General features: G+C 69.5%; 22 protein-coding genes and 1 riboswitch. Of the genes, 13 read left to right on the forward strand and 9 right to left on the reverse strand.

The genetic code is table 11. From position 1 onward, the window contains the following. The first annotated feature begins 200 nt into the window (after positions 1–200). Together C8D89_RS15450 and C8D89_RS15455 are read left to right on the forward strand one after the other, a co-directional pair. Positions 201–1,745 carry an APC family permease gene (locus tag C8D89_RS15450; protein ID WP_116708997.1) on the forward strand — a complete coding sequence of 515 codons (1,545 nt, stop codon included), beginning with the start codon at positions 201–203 and terminating at the stop codon, positions 1,743–1,745. Continuing rightward, positions 1,742–2,881: an agmatinase family protein gene (locus C8D89_RS15455; RefSeq protein WP_243418129.1), complete on the forward strand. Its 1,140-nt coding sequence runs from the start codon at positions 1,742–1,744 to the stop codon at positions 2,879–2,881. The genes C8D89_RS15450 and C8D89_RS15455 overlap by 4 nt, the downstream gene beginning before the upstream one ends. A 73-nt stretch (positions 2,882–2,954) precedes the next feature. Here the strand turns inward: C8D89_RS15455 and C8D89_RS15460 are convergent, their stop codons facing one another. Further along, a complete protein-coding gene (locus C8D89_RS15460) occupies positions 2,955–3,269 on the reverse strand; it encodes a DMT family transporter (RefSeq protein WP_116708998.1) in 315 nt (104 codons plus the stop codon). A gap of 16 nt (positions 3,270–3,285) precedes the next feature. Further along, positions 3,286–3,352: riboswitch (guanidine-III (ykkC-III) riboswitch) on the reverse strand. Between the two features lie 148 nt (positions 3,353–3,500). Between C8D89_RS15460 and C8D89_RS29250 the strand changes: the two genes are divergently transcribed. Beyond that, the gene (locus tag C8D89_RS29250; protein ID WP_165825722.1) at positions 3,501–3,665 is read left to right on the forward strand and encodes a hypothetical protein; all 165 of its coding nucleotides are present in this window, start codon (positions 3,501–3,503) and stop codon (positions 3,663–3,665) included. Positions 3,666–3,757: 92 nt separating this feature from the next. Here the strand turns inward: C8D89_RS29250 and C8D89_RS15465 are convergent, their stop codons facing one another. After that, positions 3,758–4,120, reverse strand: coding sequence for a cupin domain-containing protein (locus tag C8D89_RS15465; protein WP_116708999.1), 363 nt, complete (start codon positions 4,118–4,120; stop codon positions 3,758–3,760). Positions 4,121–4,281: 161 nt separating this feature from the next. Here C8D89_RS15465 and C8D89_RS15470 point away from each other — a divergent pair, with 161 nt between their 5' ends. Then, positions 4,282–4,947 carry a hypothetical protein gene (locus tag C8D89_RS15470; RefSeq protein ID WP_116709124.1) on the forward strand — a complete coding sequence of 222 codons (666 nt, stop codon included), beginning with the start codon at positions 4,282–4,284 and terminating at the stop codon, positions 4,945–4,947. 12 nt (positions 4,948–4,959) lie between these two features. Here C8D89_RS15470 and C8D89_RS29255 read toward each other — a convergent pair whose 3' ends face one another. Then, complete coding sequence (locus C8D89_RS29255; protein WP_165825723.1) at positions 4,960–5,100, reverse strand: hypothetical protein; 141 nt, start codon at positions 5,098–5,100, stop codon at positions 4,960–4,962. Between the two features lie 565 nt (positions 5,101–5,665). Here C8D89_RS29255 and C8D89_RS15480 point away from each other — a divergent pair. The 5 genes from C8D89_RS15480 to C8D89_RS31140 all read left to right on the forward strand — a co-directional run bounded on the left by C8D89_RS15480 (position 5,666) and on the right by C8D89_RS31140 (position 7,926). Next, a complete protein-coding gene (locus C8D89_RS15480; RefSeq protein WP_116709125.1) occupies positions 5,666–6,079 on the forward strand; it encodes a MerR family transcriptional regulator in 414 nt (137 codons plus the stop codon). After that, positions 6,076–6,660 (forward strand): organomercurial lyase, encoded by a 585-nt coding sequence (gene merB, locus C8D89_RS15485; RefSeq protein WP_116709001.1) that lies wholly within the window; start codon positions 6,076–6,078, stop codon positions 6,658–6,660. The genes C8D89_RS15480 and merB overlap by 4 nt, the downstream gene beginning before the upstream one ends. Before the next feature lie 96 nt (positions 6,661–6,756). After that, positions 6,757–7,095, forward strand: coding sequence for a DF family (seleno)protein (locus C8D89_RS15490; RefSeq protein WP_116709002.1), 339 nt, complete (start codon positions 6,757–6,759; stop codon positions 7,093–7,095). A gap of 168 nt (positions 7,096–7,263) precedes the next feature. Beyond that, entirely contained in the window at positions 7,264–7,461 is a 198-nt protein-coding gene (locus C8D89_RS31135) for a rhodanese-like domain-containing protein (RefSeq protein WP_423717068.1), read from the forward strand. Positions 7,462–7,779: 318 nt separating this feature from the next. Beyond that, complete coding sequence (locus C8D89_RS31140) at positions 7,780–7,926, forward strand: CBS domain-containing protein (protein ID WP_423717069.1); 147 nt, start codon at positions 7,780–7,782, stop codon at positions 7,924–7,926. A gap of 356 nt (positions 7,927–8,282) precedes the next feature. On the opposite strand, the gene C8D89_RS29260 is transcribed toward C8D89_RS31140, so the two are convergent. Continuing rightward, the gene (locus C8D89_RS29260) at positions 8,283–8,435 is read right to left on the reverse strand and encodes a hypothetical protein (protein ID WP_165825725.1); all 153 of its coding nucleotides are present in this window, start codon (positions 8,433–8,435) and stop codon (positions 8,283–8,285) included. 61 nt (positions 8,436–8,496) lie between these two features. On the opposite strand from C8D89_RS29260, the gene C8D89_RS15505 reads away from it, so the two are divergent. Then, on the forward strand, positions 8,497–8,970 hold the full coding sequence (locus C8D89_RS15505; RefSeq protein ID WP_243418130.1) for a MerR family transcriptional regulator: 474 nt from the start codon (positions 8,497–8,499) through the stop codon (positions 8,968–8,970). A 179-nt stretch (positions 8,971–9,149) separates the two neighbouring features. On the opposite strand, the gene istB is transcribed toward C8D89_RS15505, so the two are convergent. The 3 genes from istB to istA form a co-directional block, all read right to left on the reverse strand. After that, complete coding sequence (gene istB / locus C8D89_RS15510) at positions 9,150–9,929, reverse strand: IS21-like element helper ATPase IstB (protein ID WP_116709006.1); 780 nt, start codon at positions 9,927–9,929, stop codon at positions 9,150–9,152. A 91-nt stretch (positions 9,930–10,020) separates the two neighbouring features. Beyond that, positions 10,021–11,133: an IS630 family transposase gene (locus C8D89_RS15515; RefSeq protein ID WP_116709007.1), complete on the reverse strand. Its 1,113-nt coding sequence runs from the start codon at positions 11,131–11,133 to the stop codon at positions 10,021–10,023. Positions 11,134–11,245: 112 nt separating this feature from the next. After that, positions 11,246–12,718: an IS21 family transposase gene (istA, locus tag C8D89_RS15520; RefSeq protein WP_116709008.1), complete on the reverse strand. Its 1,473-nt coding sequence runs from the start codon at positions 12,716–12,718 to the stop codon at positions 11,246–11,248. A gap of 379 nt (positions 12,719–13,097) precedes the next feature. Here istA and C8D89_RS15525 point away from each other — a divergent pair, with 379 nt between their 5' ends. The 3 genes from C8D89_RS15525 (at position 13,098) to C8D89_RS15535 (ending at position 16,367) form a co-directional block, all read left to right on the forward strand. Then, the gene (locus C8D89_RS15525) at positions 13,098–14,921 is read left to right on the forward strand and encodes an IS481 family transposase (protein ID WP_423717072.1); all 1,824 of its coding nucleotides are present in this window, start codon (positions 13,098–13,100) and stop codon (positions 14,919–14,921) included. A gap of 118 nt (positions 14,922–15,039) precedes the next feature. Beyond that, entirely contained in the window at positions 15,040–15,828 is a 789-nt protein-coding gene (locus C8D89_RS15530) for a DUF6414 family protein (RefSeq protein WP_133251921.1), read from the forward strand. A 290-nt stretch (positions 15,829–16,118) separates the two neighbouring features. After that, positions 16,119–16,367, forward strand: a complete 249-nt coding sequence (locus C8D89_RS15535) for a hypothetical protein (protein WP_116709011.1) — start codon at positions 16,119–16,121, stop codon at positions 16,365–16,367. On the opposite strand, the gene C8D89_RS15540 is transcribed toward C8D89_RS15535, so the two are convergent. Together C8D89_RS15540 and C8D89_RS15545 are read right to left on the reverse strand one after the other, a co-directional pair. Then, entirely contained in the window at positions 16,358–16,828 is a 471-nt protein-coding gene (locus tag C8D89_RS15540; RefSeq protein ID WP_116709012.1) for an NUDIX hydrolase, read from the reverse strand. The genes C8D89_RS15535 and C8D89_RS15540 overlap by 10 nt on opposite strands. A gap of 11 nt (positions 16,829–16,839) precedes the next feature. Next, positions 16,840–17,583 carry a helix-turn-helix domain-containing protein gene (locus C8D89_RS15545; protein ID WP_116709013.1) on the reverse strand — a complete coding sequence of 248 codons (744 nt, stop codon included), beginning with the start codon at positions 17,581–17,583 and terminating at the stop codon, positions 16,840–16,842. Between the last annotated feature and the right edge of the window lie 59 nt (positions 17,584–17,642).

The raw sequence follows: 17,642 nt of genomic DNA on the forward strand, positions 1-17,642 counted from the left end.
GATTTCCCACTCACTGCGGATCTGATCTGATAGGACAACCATACAACTACCGACGTGACAAGAGCCACGTCAGGCGCCTCCCGCGGCGGCCCACCACCCGCATATGCGCTGCTCAGCGCCTTGGGAGGGCCTTGACATCATCGTCCGAGGTCCCTCTACTGACAGGCCCACTTGTTCTAGCGAACGGACAGGACGGGCCCATGGGCGACGACTCCGCGTCAACGACGGCACGACCTGGTTCCGAGGACGATCGCCTGCTCAGCGAGTTCGGCTATCGTCAGGAGCTGCCCCGCGTCCTGCGCTTCTGGACCAACTGGGCCCTCGGTTTCGCCTTCATCTCGCCGATCGTGGGCCTCTACACGGTGGTCGCCCTCGGCGCCCAGACGGCGGGACCGGCCTGGGTGTGGGTGCTGCCGATCGTCGTGCTCGGCCAGCTCCTCGTCGCGCTCGTCTACGCGCACCTGGCCCGTCGGTGGCCGCTGGCGGGGGGCATCTACCAGTGGTCCCGCCGACTGATCGGACCCGCGTACGGGTGGTGGGCCGGGTGGATCTACATGTGGGCCCTGGTGCTCACCCTGTCGACCGTCGCCTACGGGGGCGGCTTCTTCCTCGGGCAGCTGCTCGGATGGGAGGAACCGTCCACCGCCGAGAGCGTGCTGCTCGGACTGATCGTCATGGCGATCTTCACCGCGGTGAATGCGGCGGGCCTGCACCTGCTGCGGTGGGTGGTCAACATCGGCATCGCCTGCGAACTGATCGCGAGCATCGGTATCGCGGTGGTCCTCATCTCGCTGTTCCGCGTGCAGCCGGTGAGCACGTTGACCGACACCTCGGCGACGCCCGACGGTGTCGCGTTCTTCCCTGCGTTCATCGCCGCACTGGCCATCGGCGGCTGGGTGATCCTCGGTTTCGACGCCTGCGGCAGCGTGGCCGAGGAGACCCGCGAGCCGCGGCGCCAGGTGCCGCGCGCGATCGTCGTCTCACTGATCACCGTCGGCGCGGTCGACATCCTCGCGGCCGTCGCGCTGGTGCTCGCGCACCCCGACATCGGCGCCGTGGTCAGCGGACAGTCTGCCGACCCCGTCTCCGAGGCGGTGGTGGCCGGCCTCGGCGAGTGGGCGGCCAAGCCTTTCCTGGTCGTCGTCGTCGTCGCGTTCATCGCCTGCGGGATCGCCGTGCAGGCCACGGGGGTCCGGGTGGTCTACTCGTTCGCGAGGGACGGCATGCTGCCCCTGTCCCGGGTCTGGCGGCGTGTGTCGACCCGCAACCAGGCGCCGGTGTACGCCGTCGCCCTGGTCGCCATCCTCTCGGCGCTCGCCTTCGTCTACGCCAACGCCCTGTCCGTGCTCGTTGCCTTCGCCACCGGCGCCTACTACGTCGGTTTCCTCGCCCCGGTGGCCGCCCTGCTCTACCTCCGCCTGCGCGGTCGGTGGCGCGACCCGGACGGGCGGCGCGGGCTCGGGAAGATCGGCGTGATCGTGAACGTCGTCGCGGTGGCGTGGCTGGTCTTCGAGCTCGTGAACATCGCGTGGCCACGGGATCTCGGCCTGCCGTGGTGGCAGACCTACGCGTTCCTGCTCGGGTTGGGGTGCTTCGGCACGGTCGGGTTGGTGTACTTCTTCGCCACCCGCCCCGACCGCAGGTTCGTCGAGGAGAGCGTGTCGATGGGGGAGGCACCGCCTCCCGCGTCGGCGGAGCAACAGAGCGCATCGACGGCCACGAACGTGGGAGGGACTCAGGAATGACGGACGCCCCTGACCAGACGCACGGCTTCGACCGATCGACCCTGCAGGGCATGCAGGGGCTGCGGAGGCTCGCGCAGATCCCGGAGACCGCCCAGCACCGCGCCGTCCAGCAGGGGCTGGAGTTCGGGCTCGAGGCCGCACCGTCGGTCCAGGACCGCCGGATCAGCACGTTCTCCCGCGGCGCCCAGCCCGCCTTCGCCGGGATCAACACGTTCCTCAAGGCCCCGTACTGCGAGGACGTGCGCGAGATCGGCCGCTACGACGCCGCGATCATCGGGGTCCCCTTCGACATGGGCACCACATATCGCTCGGGGTGCCGTTTCGGGCCGCAGGCGGTGCGGCGTATCTCCGCCGTCTACGACTCGTACAGCCTCGACCTCGCCGTCGATCTGGAGGAGGAGCTCGCGCTCTGCGACGCCGGGGACGTCTTCGTCATCCCGTCGAACATCGAGAAGACCTTCGACCAGATCGACCGGGCCGTCTCCCACGTCGTGTCCCAGGGCGTCTTTCCCGTGATCATCGGCGGGGACCACTCCATCGGCTACCCCGATGTCAGAGCGATCGCGAAGCACGTCGACGGCAACGTCGGGATCATCCACTTCGACCGGCACATCGACATCCAAGAACGTGACATGGACGAGCGGATGCACACGACCCACTGGTTCCACGCCACGAACATCCCGAACGTCCCGCCCGAGAACCTCGTCCAGATCGGGATCGGTGGCTGGTACGGCTCCCGGCCCGGCCTCTCCGTCGCCTACGAACGCGACACCACCGTCATGACGATCGGCGACGTCGAGAAGCTGGGCATCGACAAGGCCACGGAGATCGCGCTCGAGGTGGCCTGGAAGGACGCCGCCGCAGTCTTCCTCTCCTTCGACATCGACTCGGTCGACGGCGGGATCGCCCCGGGCACCGGCTCGCCCGAACCCGGCGGGCTGCTCCCCCGGGAGGCGCTGCACGCCTTGCGCACGATCGCCAAGGAGGGCATCTGTGGGATGGAGGTCATCGAGATCTCCCCGCCGTACGACACCAGCGACTCGACCGCCCAGCTCGGATGTCGCGCGATCATGGATGTGCTCGGTGTCCTCGTGGCCGAGGGCAGGCTGGGTCGGCGCGCGACCCACGAGTCCTGATCACGGCCTCCGGGGGCGACGGGCTGCGCCGGCCGCCGCCGCGGGGTCGGTCGTCATCGGGGCACGACGGGTCTCACTGCAGGACCTTCAACCCGACCACGCAGCCGACGACGCCGAGCAGCAGGGCGACCCTCACTGGCGAGACGGCCTCGTCGCCGCTCACCATCGCGTAGGCGGCGGTCAACACGGCACCGATCCCTACCCACACCGCGTAGGCCGTACCGGTCGGTAGCTCCCGCATGGCGAAGGCGAGCCCGCACATGCTCAGGAGGAGCCCGAGACCGAAGACGATCGACGGCACGAGCCTGGTGAAGCCCTCCGCCTTGCCGAGCGCGGTAGCCCACACCGCCTCGAGGACACCGGACAGCACCAGCACGACCCACGACATCGCTCGACCTCCAACGAAGTCGCCGTCTTGTCGCGGTCTGGGTACGGCGCCGCTCGTCCAGGACCCCCGAAACCAGGGATCGACCCGAGGCTGCCCAGCCCCCAGGTCCACGGCAACCCGACGGGTTGGTGGGTCCGGTCACTGACCGCTCGTGGAGGGCGGGTGCCTCGTGGCGGCCACTGACCCCGTCGGCGCCGGTTGCCGGACCGTCGAGACGGGCAGCCCGGGACCATGACCGGACCGACCAGCGAGAAGCGCGAGGAAGGCTCGTCCCGGCGGGACGAGCCGGCGCCCGAGGCCGCCTCCCCGTTCACCGACGCGGACGCGGAGGGCGCCGACCAGGAAGGGCGCGACGTCGACCGCGACGTCGCTGACAACGCCGACCTCGACGGGTGACGGACGCGGCGTTCTTCCCGGCGTTCATCGCCGCACTGGCCCCACCATGAGCGCGGGATCGCGCGATGGACGCACGGGGGCGGGAACCCGGCTCAGCCGTAGATGTCGTTCCCGCGGGAGAACTCGACGAAGGTGCAGGGCTCGTCGCCCACGCTCCAGGCGTCGTGGCCGGGCGGCAGGAGCATCACCGAGTGGGGACCGAAGTCCTCCTCCGACCCGTCGTCCATGACGACGTGCAGCGTGCCCGAGAGGACCAGCGCGACGTGGGGCAGCTCGCACGACTCCGTGCCGACGTCGGGCTTGAGGTCCTTCGACCACACTGCGCCGACCCCGAAGGTCACCTCGGTGACACTGACCCCGTCCAGCTCGACGGTCTTCTTGGAGATGGCGCCGTGGGTGTCGGCCGGGGCGGCGGCCAGGTCGCCCTTCTGCATGCGTCGAGTGCTCGCGGTCATGTCTGCCTCCTCGGCGTGGCGGTCGGTCGGCCCGATCCTCCCCGCCACCCATGCGCGCGTCGCGATATCCGACGCCGAGGCCGAATCGCGCGCACCCCGGCCCGTGGAGCGGCCCCGACGTCGGTCGCGGCCCGGTCCGCGGGTACTGCCTGGTGATGGGGATGGCAGGAGCCGAGCAGAGCGAGCCGCGCCCGCTGCGGGACCCGGGCCAGGCGGAGCGGTTGGCCCGCCGGCTCGACAAGCCGATGGGGGCCATCGGCGTGGTGTTCCTGCTCGTCGTGCTCGGCCAGTCCCTCGCCGAGGACCGGCGTCTCGTCACGGCACTCACCGTCGCGGGCTGGCTGCTGTGGCTGGTCTTCGTGACGGAGTTCGCCCTGCGTGCCTACGTCGCGAGGGACCAACGCCGGTTCTGGGCGCGGAACTGGTGGCAGCTCGTCTTCCTCGCGGTGCCGTTCCTGCGGTTCTTCCCCCTGCTCTCCGTGCTGCGGGCCTCGCGGGTGGGCAGCGTGCTGTCGGCGGCGGTCCGCGGCTCGCGGTCCACGGGCCGGCTGCTGTCCGGGCGGATCGGCTGGCTGGGCGTCGTCACCGGCATCGTCGTGCTCGCCGCCAGCCAGTTGCTCTACGTCCTCGGCGCCTACACCCGCTACCTCGACGCCCTGCACGAGGCGGCGCTGGCGACCGTGACCGGGGAACCGCTGTCGGCCGACGACGGCGTCGCCCGGGTGCTCGAGGTGGTCCTCGCCGTGTACTCCGTCGCCGTCTTCGCGACCCTCGCCGGCGCGATCGGCGCCTACTTCCTGCACGCGCGCGCGGCCGAGTCCGACTGAGGTCTCTCGACCTCAGACGCCGGCGTCGTCGGTCTCCCGCGACCGGCGGGCGTCGACCGGCGGGATCGTCGGCTCCGGCGGTTCGACGGTCTCGTCCTCCGGGACCGGCGGGAGCTCTTCCTCCGGCAGCTCGGGGACCTCACGCTCCGCCACGCGAGGCACCTGAGGGCGCGGGGTCGGCGGCACCTCGTCGTCGTGCTCGTGACGGGCGTGTCCCCGGGCGCTGGTCATGGCGTCGACTCCCTCCGACGGCGCGCGACCGAGGCTACGCCGGGGCCGACGTCGCTCCGATGCCGTTCGTGCGGGGCGGACGAGCCGGCCTGTAAGCCGGAGCGTGTTCGTCGGTCGGAGCGACCAGGGCCGCCAGGGCTCGTCCTGGCCCTGACCTGGCTGTTGACCTTCTCGTGGTTATGGGCGTCTCGCGCCTCGTTGAGGGCTCCCGTGCCCCCAGCGTGCCCCAAGAGTCGATCACCGCCGACGCTGAGCCCCGCCTTGGGAAGGCCGCGCCGGGCTCACGGTGTTGGCGTACGACCTCGGGAAGAGCCGGCAGGCACTGCCGGTCGTGACCCTCGTTGACCGCTTCCAATCGCACGCTCATCGCACGGCGCGATGGACGATCTTTGACAACTCCATGACGACACCATGTGTCGACCATCGCCCGAAGGTGTGCGGGGTGCGACTTGACCCCGTACCCGAGTACAGGGTTCATGCTCGGGGCATGCGGACGAGCGAGGTAGCCGCCCAAGCGCGGGTCAACCCGCAGACGTTGCGGTACTACGAGAGAAGAGGGCTGCTGCCAGACCCGGCACGGTCCTCGTCGGGATACCGCTCGTACGGATCGGAAGCCGTTCGGCTGGTGCGGTTCATCAAGCGGGCCCAAGATCTCGGCTTCGCCCTCGATGAGGTCAAGTCACTGTTGGAGCTGGCTGAGGGCGGTCCCGACCGCTGCGAGGCCACTCGCCGGCTGGCGACCTCCAAGATGGCGGACCTGCAAGGCCGAATCGCGGACCTGGAGGCGATTCGCGCAGGTCTCGCGCGACTGGTGGAGACCTGCGATCAGCCCCGGGAGCGGCGGGACTGCCCGATCTTGGCCGACATCAGCGACGACAGCGACAAGGAGGTACACCGATGACCGCCGCCAGCGGACCGCTGAGAATCGAATTGCTGTGCGACAGGGACGGGGGCGGCGTCGCCGCCCAGCAGAGCGCTCTGCCGCCCGCGGCGCAGGACGTGCACCGCATGGTGCTTCGCGCGTTCCTGAACAGCGGCGACGCTCCCCATCGTCGTGATCTACCGGACTCGTGCGGGGTCGAGGTGGACGAGGCGTTGGACCTGCTTGACGAGGTCGACTTGGTACACCTGGACGCGGAGGGGCGAGTGGTCGTGGCCTATCCGTTCGCCGCCCGGATCACCGGGCAAACCGTGCGCGTCGACGCCGGTCCCGTGCTGCAGGCGATGTGCGCGATCGACGCCCTCGGTATCCCGATGTTGGCAGGGCGAGACGGGGTCATCGAGTCGGCTGACCCGCTCGATGGGCAGCCGATCCGAGTCGAGTGCACCGGTGGCAGCTGGCGTTGGGCTCCGGCGGAGACGGTCGTGCTGCTGGCCTCGTCCGCGGAGTGCGGCGTTGCCGCCGAGTGCTTGTGCCCAGAATCACCTTTCGCCGGACTCGGCACGGCGCCGAGGCCCATCTTCACGGCCGATCAAACCTGACGGCGCTGGTGCTGGGCCAAGATCAGCGCTCGAGATCGCTCGCTTCTCTTTTGGCCTGTTACTTGCTCCGGCCGTGGACGCGAATGGAGACATTGCATGACAATCGAGCTCTTGCACACCGAGGAGTGCGCGAACGCCGCGACATACTTGCCTCGACTGCGGCAGCTCGTCGCCGACGCTGGGGTGAGCGAGCCGGTACAGGTACGCCTCATTTCGGACCCGACGCAAGCGCAGCGCGAGGAGTTCCTCGGTTCGCCGACGGTCCGAATTGATGGTCGGGACGTCGACCCCGGCGCCGTCGAGAGCCGCGACTATGGCCTGAGCTGCCGCCTCTACGCCGGCCCGTCCGGATTGAGCGGTGCGCCACCGGACAGCTCGGTCTTGGAGATGCTCCGTCGACACGGAACGGAGGAGACTAGCGATGTTGAGGCGTAGGCCACGACGAGTGGCCGCCGCCGAGGGCTTGGTCTTGGCCGCGTTGAGCGGCTATGGGGGACTAGCGCTATGGGCCCGTGTCGCAGAGATTGTACGTGTGCTGGCTACTTGGTCACCGCCGCCCACCAAGACGGCTGCGACACGAGGCAGAAGGGACGGCCAGCGGTGATGCCAATTCACTACCCGAAGCTACGACAGTTGCTTGACCAAGGCGTGCAGCTTGTCGAAGTGCTCCCGGCGGAGGAGTACGCGGAGATGCACCTGCCTGGTGCGGTCAACATTCCACTAAAGCACCTCGATGAGGCCACGACCGCTGGCCTGGACCGTGATCAACCTGTTGTCGTTTATTGCTGGGACGGTCTTTGAGACATGAGCCCACGAGCCGCGTGCCGGCTCCAGACACTCGGGTTCACACAGGTCTATGATTACATGCCTGGCAAGGTTGACTGGCTGGCGCGGAACCTTCCCGTTGAAGGTGCCGGGACCAACGCTCCGACCATTGGCCGATTCCTTCTTGACGATGTGGTCGCAGCCGCACCCGAAGAGGCCATCGCCACTGTACGCGCCCGGGTCGCAGCGTCTCCGCACTCCATCGCGCTAATCACCGAGTCCGGTGTCCTAATTGGCCGGCTCCGAGCCAGTCATCTGGAAGACACTAGCGACACTTCCACCGCAGCCGCCGTGATGGAGCCCGGCCCCTCAACGCTGCGACCACACGAGCTCGCGGAGTCTGTCCATGCCCGTCTGACCGAAAAGGGCTTGCATTACGCCATCGTCACCGACCCCGACGGACGCCTCCTCGGCGTCGTCCGACCTCAAGATCTAGCCTAAGGCTCACTACCTCCTGAGATGCGGTGGTGTCGTTTGGCGGGCACTCCAGATCGAGGGTCCCTCACCTCCCGTGGGCCGTGGCCTGCTCCTCCTCGGTCATGTTCGGCACGGTGTCCGAGTTGGTCGACGTCGTCCAGACATGACGGCCGGTGTGTGGTCTCCCCGTCGGCCAGGTCCTCCCGAAGCGCGGCAGGGCCAGGGGGCCAGGTGGAGCACCCGACGCGCTGAACGACCTGGCCCCCTGGCCCTGGGGTGCTACGCCCTCGCGGTGGCCGGCGGGGAGACCTGCCCCCTCCCCGGAGGTCGCCTGGGGGTGCGGGGGGCGGCGAGCGCTCCCGCTCGTGTCGGAGCTGGTGTCACGCGCCGGTGACCAGTTCCATCACATGGCCCCGGCAGCAGGTGGGGTTCTGGTCGCCCGAGCAGTCGGCGGGTGCGCCCTTGGTGACGGTGACCTCGCAGCCACAGGACGGCTCGGGGCAGCGGTAGACCTGACCCTCGCGAAACGCCATCACGATCTCCTCTCGGGATTCCGGTCCGGAACTGGTGACGACGCTATGACCCGACCCCAGGGTGAAGGTCGAATCGCGTCGCGAGGAACCCCGTGTCGTCGGCGGCTGGGACGATGTAGTCATGCACAAGAGCGGACTGTCGATCGGGGAAGCTGCCGAGGCGGCTGGGGTGACGCGGAAGGCCATCCGGGTCTACGAGAGCAAGGGGCTGCTGGAGGAGCCCGCCCGGACAGCGAGTGGCTACCGGATGTTCGACGCTGGTGACGTGCAGGTGTTGACCTTCATCCGGCGCGCTCGGACGATGGGTCTGCACCTGGAGGACATCGCCGAACTGCTGGCGGTGAGCCGCGAGGGCCAGGCTCCGTGTGACCGGCTTGCCCCGCGGCTCGACCAGCGGATCGCTGAGGTGGACGAGGCCATCTTTGAGCTGGAGGGCCTTCGTCGGAGTCTCGGCGCGGCGCGCGAGCGGTTGAGAGTTGGCGTTGACGACGGTACCGACGCGTCGATATGTCCGGTCGTCGAGCAGGTTGGCTGAGCAGTTCGCGCACGCGGTGAAGACCTGGCGCCTTCGCTTGGTCCGCGGGTGGCCGGGCGTGCCCGCGCCGGCCGCCGGGCCGGAGGTAGAGGCGTGCCGGCTGCGGAGCCGCCCGGTTGTCAACGGCCAGTTCGTGGTCCCCGCTGGTGGCCAGGAAAAAGTCCCCGGTCCGGGGTTGTTCAGCTGCTGGTCACGGGGGTTGCTCCCTTCGCTCGGGCTTGGCGCATGCGGTAGGACTCGCCGTCGGTGACCACGACGTGGGCGTGGTGCAGGAGCCGGTCGAGCAGGCTGACCGCGGTGGTGTGTTCGGGCAGGAAGCGGCCCCATTGGTCGAAGGGCCAGTGGGAGCTGATCGCCAGGCTGCGCCGTTCGTAGGCGGCGGCGACGAGGCGGAACAGCAGCTGGGCGGCGGTGTCGTCCAGCGGCGCGAACCCGATCTCGTCGATGATGATCAGGTCGTGGCGCAGGGTGTGGTCGATCAGGCGGCCGACGGAGTTGTCGGCCAGCCCGCGGTAGAGGGATTCGACGAGTTCGGCGGCGGTGAAGTAGCGGACCCGGTGGCCGTGCTCGACCGCGGCGTGTCCGAGGGCGACGAGCAGGTGGGACTTGCCGGTGCCGGCGGGGCCGACCAGGGCGAGGTTCTCGCTGCCGCGGGTCCATTCCAGCGAGGCGAGGTAGTCGAAGGTGGCTCGCGGGATGCTGGAGGCGGCGACGTCGAACTCCTCGAGGGTCTTGGCGACGGGGAACCCGGCGGCCTTGCGCCGGTGGGCGGTGTTGGAGGCCTCGCGGGCGGCGATCTCGGCCTCGATCAACGTGCGCAGCAGTTCCTCGGGGCGCCAGCGTTGGGTGCGGGCGGTGACGAGCAGTTCGGGGGCCAGGCGGCGCATCGCGGCGAGCTTGAGCCGCTTGAGGCCCGCTTCGAGGTCGGCGTCCAGCGCCGGTGGCGTGGTGGCGGTCATGACGCGTCCCCCGCGGCCTCGACCGTGGCGCCGGGAGCTGGTCGGTCGATGGCGTAGTCGGCTAGTGCGTTGACCACGAACGTTCACCGGGTCATGCGGCTCGGCGTCGGCCCCAGCGGTGTTGGCGTTCGCTGCGGATGCGGGCGCGTTCGCGGCGTTGGGCGGCCAGGACGTCGGGGTGGCGGGCGTTGGCGTTGCGCCAGCGCAGGTAGGCCTGCAGCCGTCGGGCGAGCACGGTGTGGTTGGGGTGGTTCGAGGCACCCATGGTGAAGGTGCGCAGCGGCCCGAACTGGGCCTCGATGGGGTTGGCCCAGGACGCGTAGGTCGGGGTGAAGCAGAGCTCGACCTTGTTCTTCCCGGCCCAGGCTCGGACCGCCGGGGTCTTGTTCGCCGACAGGTTGTCCATGATCACGTAGATCGGGGCGCCGTCGGGGCGGGCGGCCCGAATCGAGCGCAGCGCGGCCAGGGTGTGCTCGCCGCCCTTGCGGCGGCGGGCCACGCCCCATAGCTGGTCGTCGCCGAGGCTGTAGCAGCCGTGGAAGTAGCGGATGCCGTGGGTGCGTCGGTAGGTCGCCGGCAGCCGTGCCGGGTGAGACTCGCGGGCCCAGGTTGTGCCGTGGCCGGGGCGGATCGACAGCGGCCCGAACTGGTCGAAGGCGAAGCACCGGTTCGGGTAGTGGCTGGTGACGTGCTCGATGCGGTCGAGCTTGGCGTCTTTGTCGGGGTCGTTGGACTCTTTCCAGGTCCGGGTGCGCTGGAACGACACCGCGTGCTCACGCAGGACCTGCCGGAGCCGCTCGCGGCTGATCACGATGCGGTGCTGGTGGCAGCGGGCCAGGTGCGCGGCAAGCATGCGCACGCTCCAGTGCGTGAACGGCAGGTCGTGCACCGCGGGGCGGTCGGTGGCCGTCGCGACGATGAACGCGATGTCCTCATCGGTGATCAGGCGGGGACGGCCTCCCGCCCACTGAGGGTCCAGCGCGGCCAGCCCCCGCTCGTTGAACGCGTGGACCACATCGCGCACGGTGTCTTCGTCGGCGGCCACGAGCCGTGCGATCGCCGGCACCGGCGTCCCCGACGCCGAGGCCATGATCATGGTGGCCCGGCGGACCCGGATCGAGCTGCCCTTCCCGCGGCGCACGATCTGGGCCAGCCGCTGGCCCTCCTGATCGGTGAGTCGTCGTGCTCGTACTGGTTCCGCCATCGCGCCCCCACTCCCGGTCCCGTCCTGCGGTCGACACCGGGAATGAGATCTTGCTCCAGCGCAAAGCGTTGAACCTACGACGGCGTGTCGCGAAACCGGTCAACGTTCATGGTCAACGCACTAGCGAGCGGGTCGGGACCGCGGGCAGCTCGACGATCAGTGCGTCCCCGGCGGGTCGGGGACGGGGGGCGGCGGTGCCGGCGGCGAGGATGGAGCGGACGTCGTCGGCGCGCCAGCGACCGAACGCGGTCGCCCGGGCCAACGCCTCGAGCAGCGCCTGTTCACCGTGGGCGTCGCGCAGCGCGAGCAACTCGGCGAGCTCGGCGCCCAGGCGGGTCGATCCGGCCGCGGCGGCGCCGGCCAGGAACTCTTCGGCGACCCGGCCCAACGCGCAGAACGCCTTCTCGTTCGCGGTCTTCGGGCGGATCGCCCGCGCCGGGGTCGCCGGGCGCGGCCCGCCATAGTGGGTGTCGTGCACCGAGGCCTCGCCCGGCCCGACGAGACGGTGCTCGGCCAGCACCGTGACCGCTCCGTGGGTGCCCGACAGGATGGTGAGCTGGTCGCCGTGGACGCGGACCTCGACCTGGGTGCCGATCGCGGTGGTCGGCACCGAGTAGCGCGCCGAGCCGTAGCGGACACAGGACAGACGGTCGACCTTGCGAGTGACGGCCGGCCCGCCGACGCGGGGGCGCAACGCCGGCAGCCCGCCGAGCAGCGCCGCCTCGTGCTCGGCCAGCCGTTGCGCCGGGACCGCGGCGATCTCGGAGTGCTCCGTGGCGTTGACCTCGGTGCACCACGCCGCGGCGGCTGCGTTCGCTGCGGCCAGGTCCACTGGCCGTTCCCCCTGGTTGAGGCCGCAGCCGATGATCAGGTCGGTCTTGGCGTAGCCGACGAGGTTCTCCACGATGCCTTTGGACTGCGGGTCCGCGCCGTGGCAGAAGTCGGGCCGGAACCGGTAGTGCGAGGCGAACCGGACATAGTCCGGGGTCGGGACGACCCGGTCGGCGACCACGTCGGCCTTGAGGCAGGCCATCCGGTCGGCGAGGACGACCTTGGGGACCCCGCCGAGGGTCTCGAAGCACTCGGCGAGCAGCGAGAGCGTGGTCGCGGCACGCTCGTCGACGGCGAAGCGCACGAACCGCACTCGTGACCAGGCCAGCACCGCGCAGAACACGTGCAGCCCGGCCAGCACGCCCCAGTCGATGACCAGGTGCTCACCCGGGGTCCACACCGCTGGGCGCCGGCCGCGGTGATGGGTCCGGCGCCAGTCGGCCTTCGCTTCGGCGACCAGGCGCCGGAAGTTGCGCGCCGAGCCCTCATAGCCGGCAGCGCGCATCTCAGGCAGCAGCCGCTTCGCCGAGATCCGGCCCTGGGTCTTGGCGATCTTCGCGGCCACGAGCTCGGCGACCGGCTCGTAGTTGCGCTCCCGCGCCTTGCGCTCGGGTCCGGCGCCGCCGGCCTCGTGGCGCTCGATCACCCGACGCACCGTCTTCGGCGTCGTTGCGCACATCGCGGCCGCGCCGCGATAACTGCCGACCTCGCGATAGGCCGAAATGATGTCCATACGTTCCCTCGCAGACTTCAATGGCAGACCCCTGGGCGGTGCGGTGAGCTGGGTGGCACCGCCACCGTCACCGCCCAGGGCCCGACCGTCGGGACGACACGACGAGGGACCGGGGACTCCTACCTGGCCACCAGCGGGGACCTCACTTGGCCACCCGCGGGGACCTCCACTTGGCCACCAGCGGGGACTTTTTCATGGCCACGGACACCGGTCCGGCCCGTCAGGGCCGGCTTGAAGACGTACAGAAAGTTCTCACCGGCAGCCGCGACAGGTGCTTGTCCTGTCTCGGGACATGCTTGACACCGCGTTTTCAGGACATCTTTGACACCGGCCGTGATCGGCCTCGTTGTGCTCCCGTCGTCGGCGGGATGCGCGGGAGGCCGGATTGGCCCTGGTGGACATGTCGGTGGTCGAGCAGCGCTACCGCGCCGTGTTGGCCGTGCAGTCCGGTGAGACCGCGGGAGTGGTCGCCGCGCAGTTCGGCGTCTCGCGCCAGAGCGTGCAGAACTGGCTGCGTCGCTACCGCGACGACGGCCTCGCGGGCTTGGTGGACCAGCCCCGACGGCCGGAGACCAGCCCGTCGCAGACGTCGGTGGAGGTGGAGGCGTTGATCTGCGAGATGCGCCGCGAGCACCCCCGCTGGGGCGCCCGCCGGCTGGCCCACGAACTGCAGCAACGGGGCGTGTCCCCGGTGCCGTCACGGACCACGGTGCACCGGGTGTTGCTGCGCCACGGCCTGGTCGATCCCCGTCCCCGCCGCCGGCGGCGCTCGGACTACCGGCGTTGGCAGCGGGAGGCGCCGATGGCGCTCTGGCAGCTCGACATCGTCGGCGGCGTCCTGGTCGACGACGGCGCCGGCGGCACCTTCGAGGCCAAGGTCGTCACCGGGGTCGACGACCACTCCCGGTTCTGCGTGATCGCCGCGGTGGTCGCCCGCGCCACGGGCCGGGCGGTGTGCCTGGCCTTCGCCGACGCGCTGGCGCGGTGGGGCGTCCCGGAGGAGGTCCTCACCGACAACGGCAAGCAGTTCACCGCCCGCTTCGGCCGGGGCGGGGAGGTGCTGTTCGACCGCATCTGCCGCGACAACGCCATCACCCACCGACTCACCCAGCCCGCCAGCCCGACCACGACGGGCAAGGTGGAGCGGTTCCACCAGAGCCTGCGCCGCGAACTACTCGACGACCACGACACGGCGAACCCGTTCGCCTCGCTGCTGGCCGCGCAGGCCGCGGTCGAGTCCTGGGTCAGCGACTACAACTGCTCCCGCCCGCACCAGGCCCTCGACATGGCCCGCCCGGCCGAGCTGTTCGGGCCGTCCCAGCTTTCCGAGTCTCGGGCCGGCGAGGAGCTGTTGCCGCTGCGGCTGCCGCCCGCGCTGACCAGCACCAACACGCTCGTCCCGTCCGACACCGCCTCGTCGGTGTCGGCACCGGTCGAGCCGGAACCCGACCCCGTGGTCGAGCCGGCGGTGACGCCCTGGACCGGTGGCCCGGTGGAGTTCGACCGGGTGGTGCCGGCGAGCGGGAACCTCGGGGTCTGCGGCAAGCAGTTCTGGCTCGGGCCCGTCCGCGCCGGGGTGACGGTGACGTTCTGGGCCGACGACGAGGTCATCCACCTGCTCATCGCCGGGGCGAGGGTCAAGACCGTGCGCTCGCACCTGTCGAGCACCGACCTCGCTGCCCTGGCCGCCGACGGCGGGCGCGCCGCCGGACCCCCGCCTCTCCCGCCGGCCGAGCCCGGGGCCGCGCTCGAGGTCGACCGCACCGTCAGCCGCGCGGGCACCATCTCGCTCGGGTCGAGCATCGTGCTGGCCGCCGAGATACTCGGCGGACGCCGCGTCACCGTCCGGGTCGACGAGCAGGTGTTGTCGTTCTTCGACCCCGAGACCCGCGAGCTGCTGCGCACCCGCCCCAACCCCTTGTCCTGGGAGCAGGCCCGCAAACTGCGCGGCGCCCGTCCCGCCGGCCCACCGCCCCGGCCGCCGGTCGAGCCGATCACCGTCCAACGCCGCGCCTCCAACACTGGCGTGATCATGGTCGCCGGGCAGAAGATCGCCCTCGGGCGCGGCTACGCCGGCCGCGTGGTGACCCTGCACGTCGCGGAGACCACCATCAGCGTCGAGCTCGACGGCGACGTCCGCACCGTTGCTCGGACTACCACCCAGCCGGTCCGCAGCATCAAGGCCCACCGCCCACGGAAGACCGGGCAGACCTATGTTTCCTAGGCTCGGTGTCAACGATGTCCTGAGGCCGAACTGTCAAACGTCTCCTGGGACTGGACAGCCGCGACAGGTGCTCAGTGCCCCCTTTGGCAAGAGTGAAGATTGCTGGCACACTGATCTCATGAGTCGGTTCAGGAGCTTTCTGTATATCGACCACGCTGCGGTCGAGAGCCTGCTGTCGGGCGTCGAGGGCGGCACTTACGAGTCAGAGGATCAGCGCGACACCAGCGGGACCGGCTGGGATGCACACGGAAACGTGAACGCTGGTCCGGTCGGTGTCTCGGGCGGCGGTGGCTCAACAGGTGAGCATGAGCGTATGCGGTCGATGAGACAGAACGCCGAGGCTCGTTTCACCCGGCTTGCCCGAGAGATCGAGGCCGACGAAGATGAGCAGGTTGTTGAAGCTAATCGATCTAGCACTAACCCGTGGACCGAAGCCGATGAAGGAACGTTTGTCAAGTTCACGGGGGACCTGAGCGTTTCTGACATCGTCATAGCCCTGGCCAACAGCCAGGAGTACTCAAAGATCGGCGAGGCGTTTCAGCGAGCCGGCGTCTTCGACGTGACACAGGAGCAGCGCGAGATGCTCGAAGGGTTGGCATCCATCAATGAAGCGATTGGCCACAATCTCCCGGTGGTGATGGAGACGCATCCGGATCACCCGAAGACCGTACTAAATCTAGACCCCGAGATGAGTCGTCAGCGGATCGATCGGTACCGTGGACGTGCCACAGTCGTCGGACGTGTAAGCGAGAAGGTTCCGGCGCGGACGCGGCACGCCCTCGTGGAGATTCCTGGCAGCCGACAGATGAACCGCAAGGAGCGGCGATCCAAGGGGACGAACGCAGCCCAAGACTACGAAATTGAAGGGCCAGCTCTTATCTTGAGCGTCCTCGCTGTTTACCAGTGAAGCTCCGTGATCTAGCAGAAAGTCTCCTGGCAGACGAACTGCCGCAGCGATGGGCGCATGTCCAGGCAGTCGCCGAGCGGGCCAGTAAACTGGATTCGGCCCGAGGGGACGATGCAGTTCTAGAGACTGTTGCATGGGTGCACGATGTAGGATACGCGAGCCCTCTAGTGGTTACAGCGTTTCACCCGCTCGACGGCGCCTGCTATCTACGCAAAATAGGCGTGCAGCCTCGCATCGTAGGGCTAGTTGCCTTCCATTCATCGGCTGCCGCTGAAGCCAAGGTCTTCGGTGTGGCAGACGGACTGGCGGAGTTCGAGGACGAGCGGACACTCACTCGGGACCTGCTCTGGTTCCTCGATATGACTACTGGTCCGGACGGCCAGCGCCTGAGCTTTGACGAGCGAATGGACGAGGTCCGGGAGCGCTACCCGTCCGATCACTACGTGATCCGGGCGCTTGACCTCGGGATGCCTGAGCGTGTCGGGGCCGTGGAGCGGGCGACAGCCTGGCTCTCCTCAGCGGGTCTCGATCACGTGTAGTACGGCGCCGGGTCCTCAGTGCGAGCGTGCTCGATGCGCAACCGGATCGACGGGTGAACCTCGATGTCGTCGAGGTGGTCGAGGTCGACCCACACGACCTCGCTGGACTCGCTGCTCGTGCGTGCCTGGCCGCCGGTGAGCTCGGCGCGGAAGCAGATGGAGAACTCTTGGCGGACCTCGCCGTCGTCGTAGGCCATGACGTGCTCGGGGTCGGAGTAGATGCCCACGAGGCTGGTGACGGCGACGTCGTAGCCGGTCTCCTCGCGGGTCTCGCGGACCGCGGTCTCGGTCATCGTCTCGCCGAGCTCGTGCCGCCCGCCGGGCAGCGCGTACAGGTCGTTGTCGGTCCGGCGGATCATCAGCAGACGACCGGCGTCGTCCAGGACGAACGTGCTCACTGCGATGACGATGCTGTTGGGCGCGGGCGCCTCGGGGTCGCGGAAGTGGTCGACGCGGCTCATCGCCCGCTAGTTCACCACGTGGCCGGCGTCGAGCGACTCCACACGTCGACGAAGCTGCGGGAGTAGGTGTCGAACAGGTCCCCCGCGCCGAGCCTGCGCAGGTGCAGCGCTGGCGCATGCGCTCCCGGGACCCCGTAGACGTGGGTGTTGACGATCATCTGGTCGTCGAACCGGAAGATCGAGTTGTAGAGCGTGGCCGCGTGGAACCGGAACTCCACGCCCGGCACCTCGAGCAGCGCCCGGTACGGGACCAGGCCGTAGCGGATGCGGGCGCCCAACACGCCCTCGCCCAGTCCTTCCTCCTGGCTGCGCCGCTCGGTCGCCTCGGCCTCGGGGTCGCCGAAGTCGATCCGGATCGTGACGCCCTGGCCGGCCTTCTCCGCGAGCGTCCGCACGAACCCGGGGCGTTCGGCGAGGAACTGGCCGGCGTGTACCAGGATGTCGATCCGATCGGACGCGTCGGTGATCAGCTTGTCCCACAGGTCCGAGGGCACCGACCCGCGGTGCGGGAACGCCGCGACGATCTCCGACTGCGCGATCTCGGCCTGACGCGCCGCCGGAATCGCAGCGGGCCACAGGTAGGACTCGGGCTGGTGCACCAGCGCGGAGAGCGCCCGCCGATTCCGTGCGTGCGGGGTGCGGGTCGTGGTGATCCACCGCTCCACCGACTTCGGGTCGAGCCCGAGCCGGTCGGCGGCGTGATCGGTGGTGACGCCCGCGGCCATCATCGCGTCGCGTAGTCGCTCGTTCGCCATGACGACCCTCCCGCACGTTCGGGGACGTTTTCGAGCGTACGCGGGACGTCCTGAAACGT

This window comes from Actinomycetospora cinnamomea (assembly GCF_003096675.1).
Taxonomy (GTDB): Bacteria; Actinomycetota; Actinomycetes; order Mycobacteriales; family Pseudonocardiaceae; genus Actinomycetospora; species Actinomycetospora cinnamomea.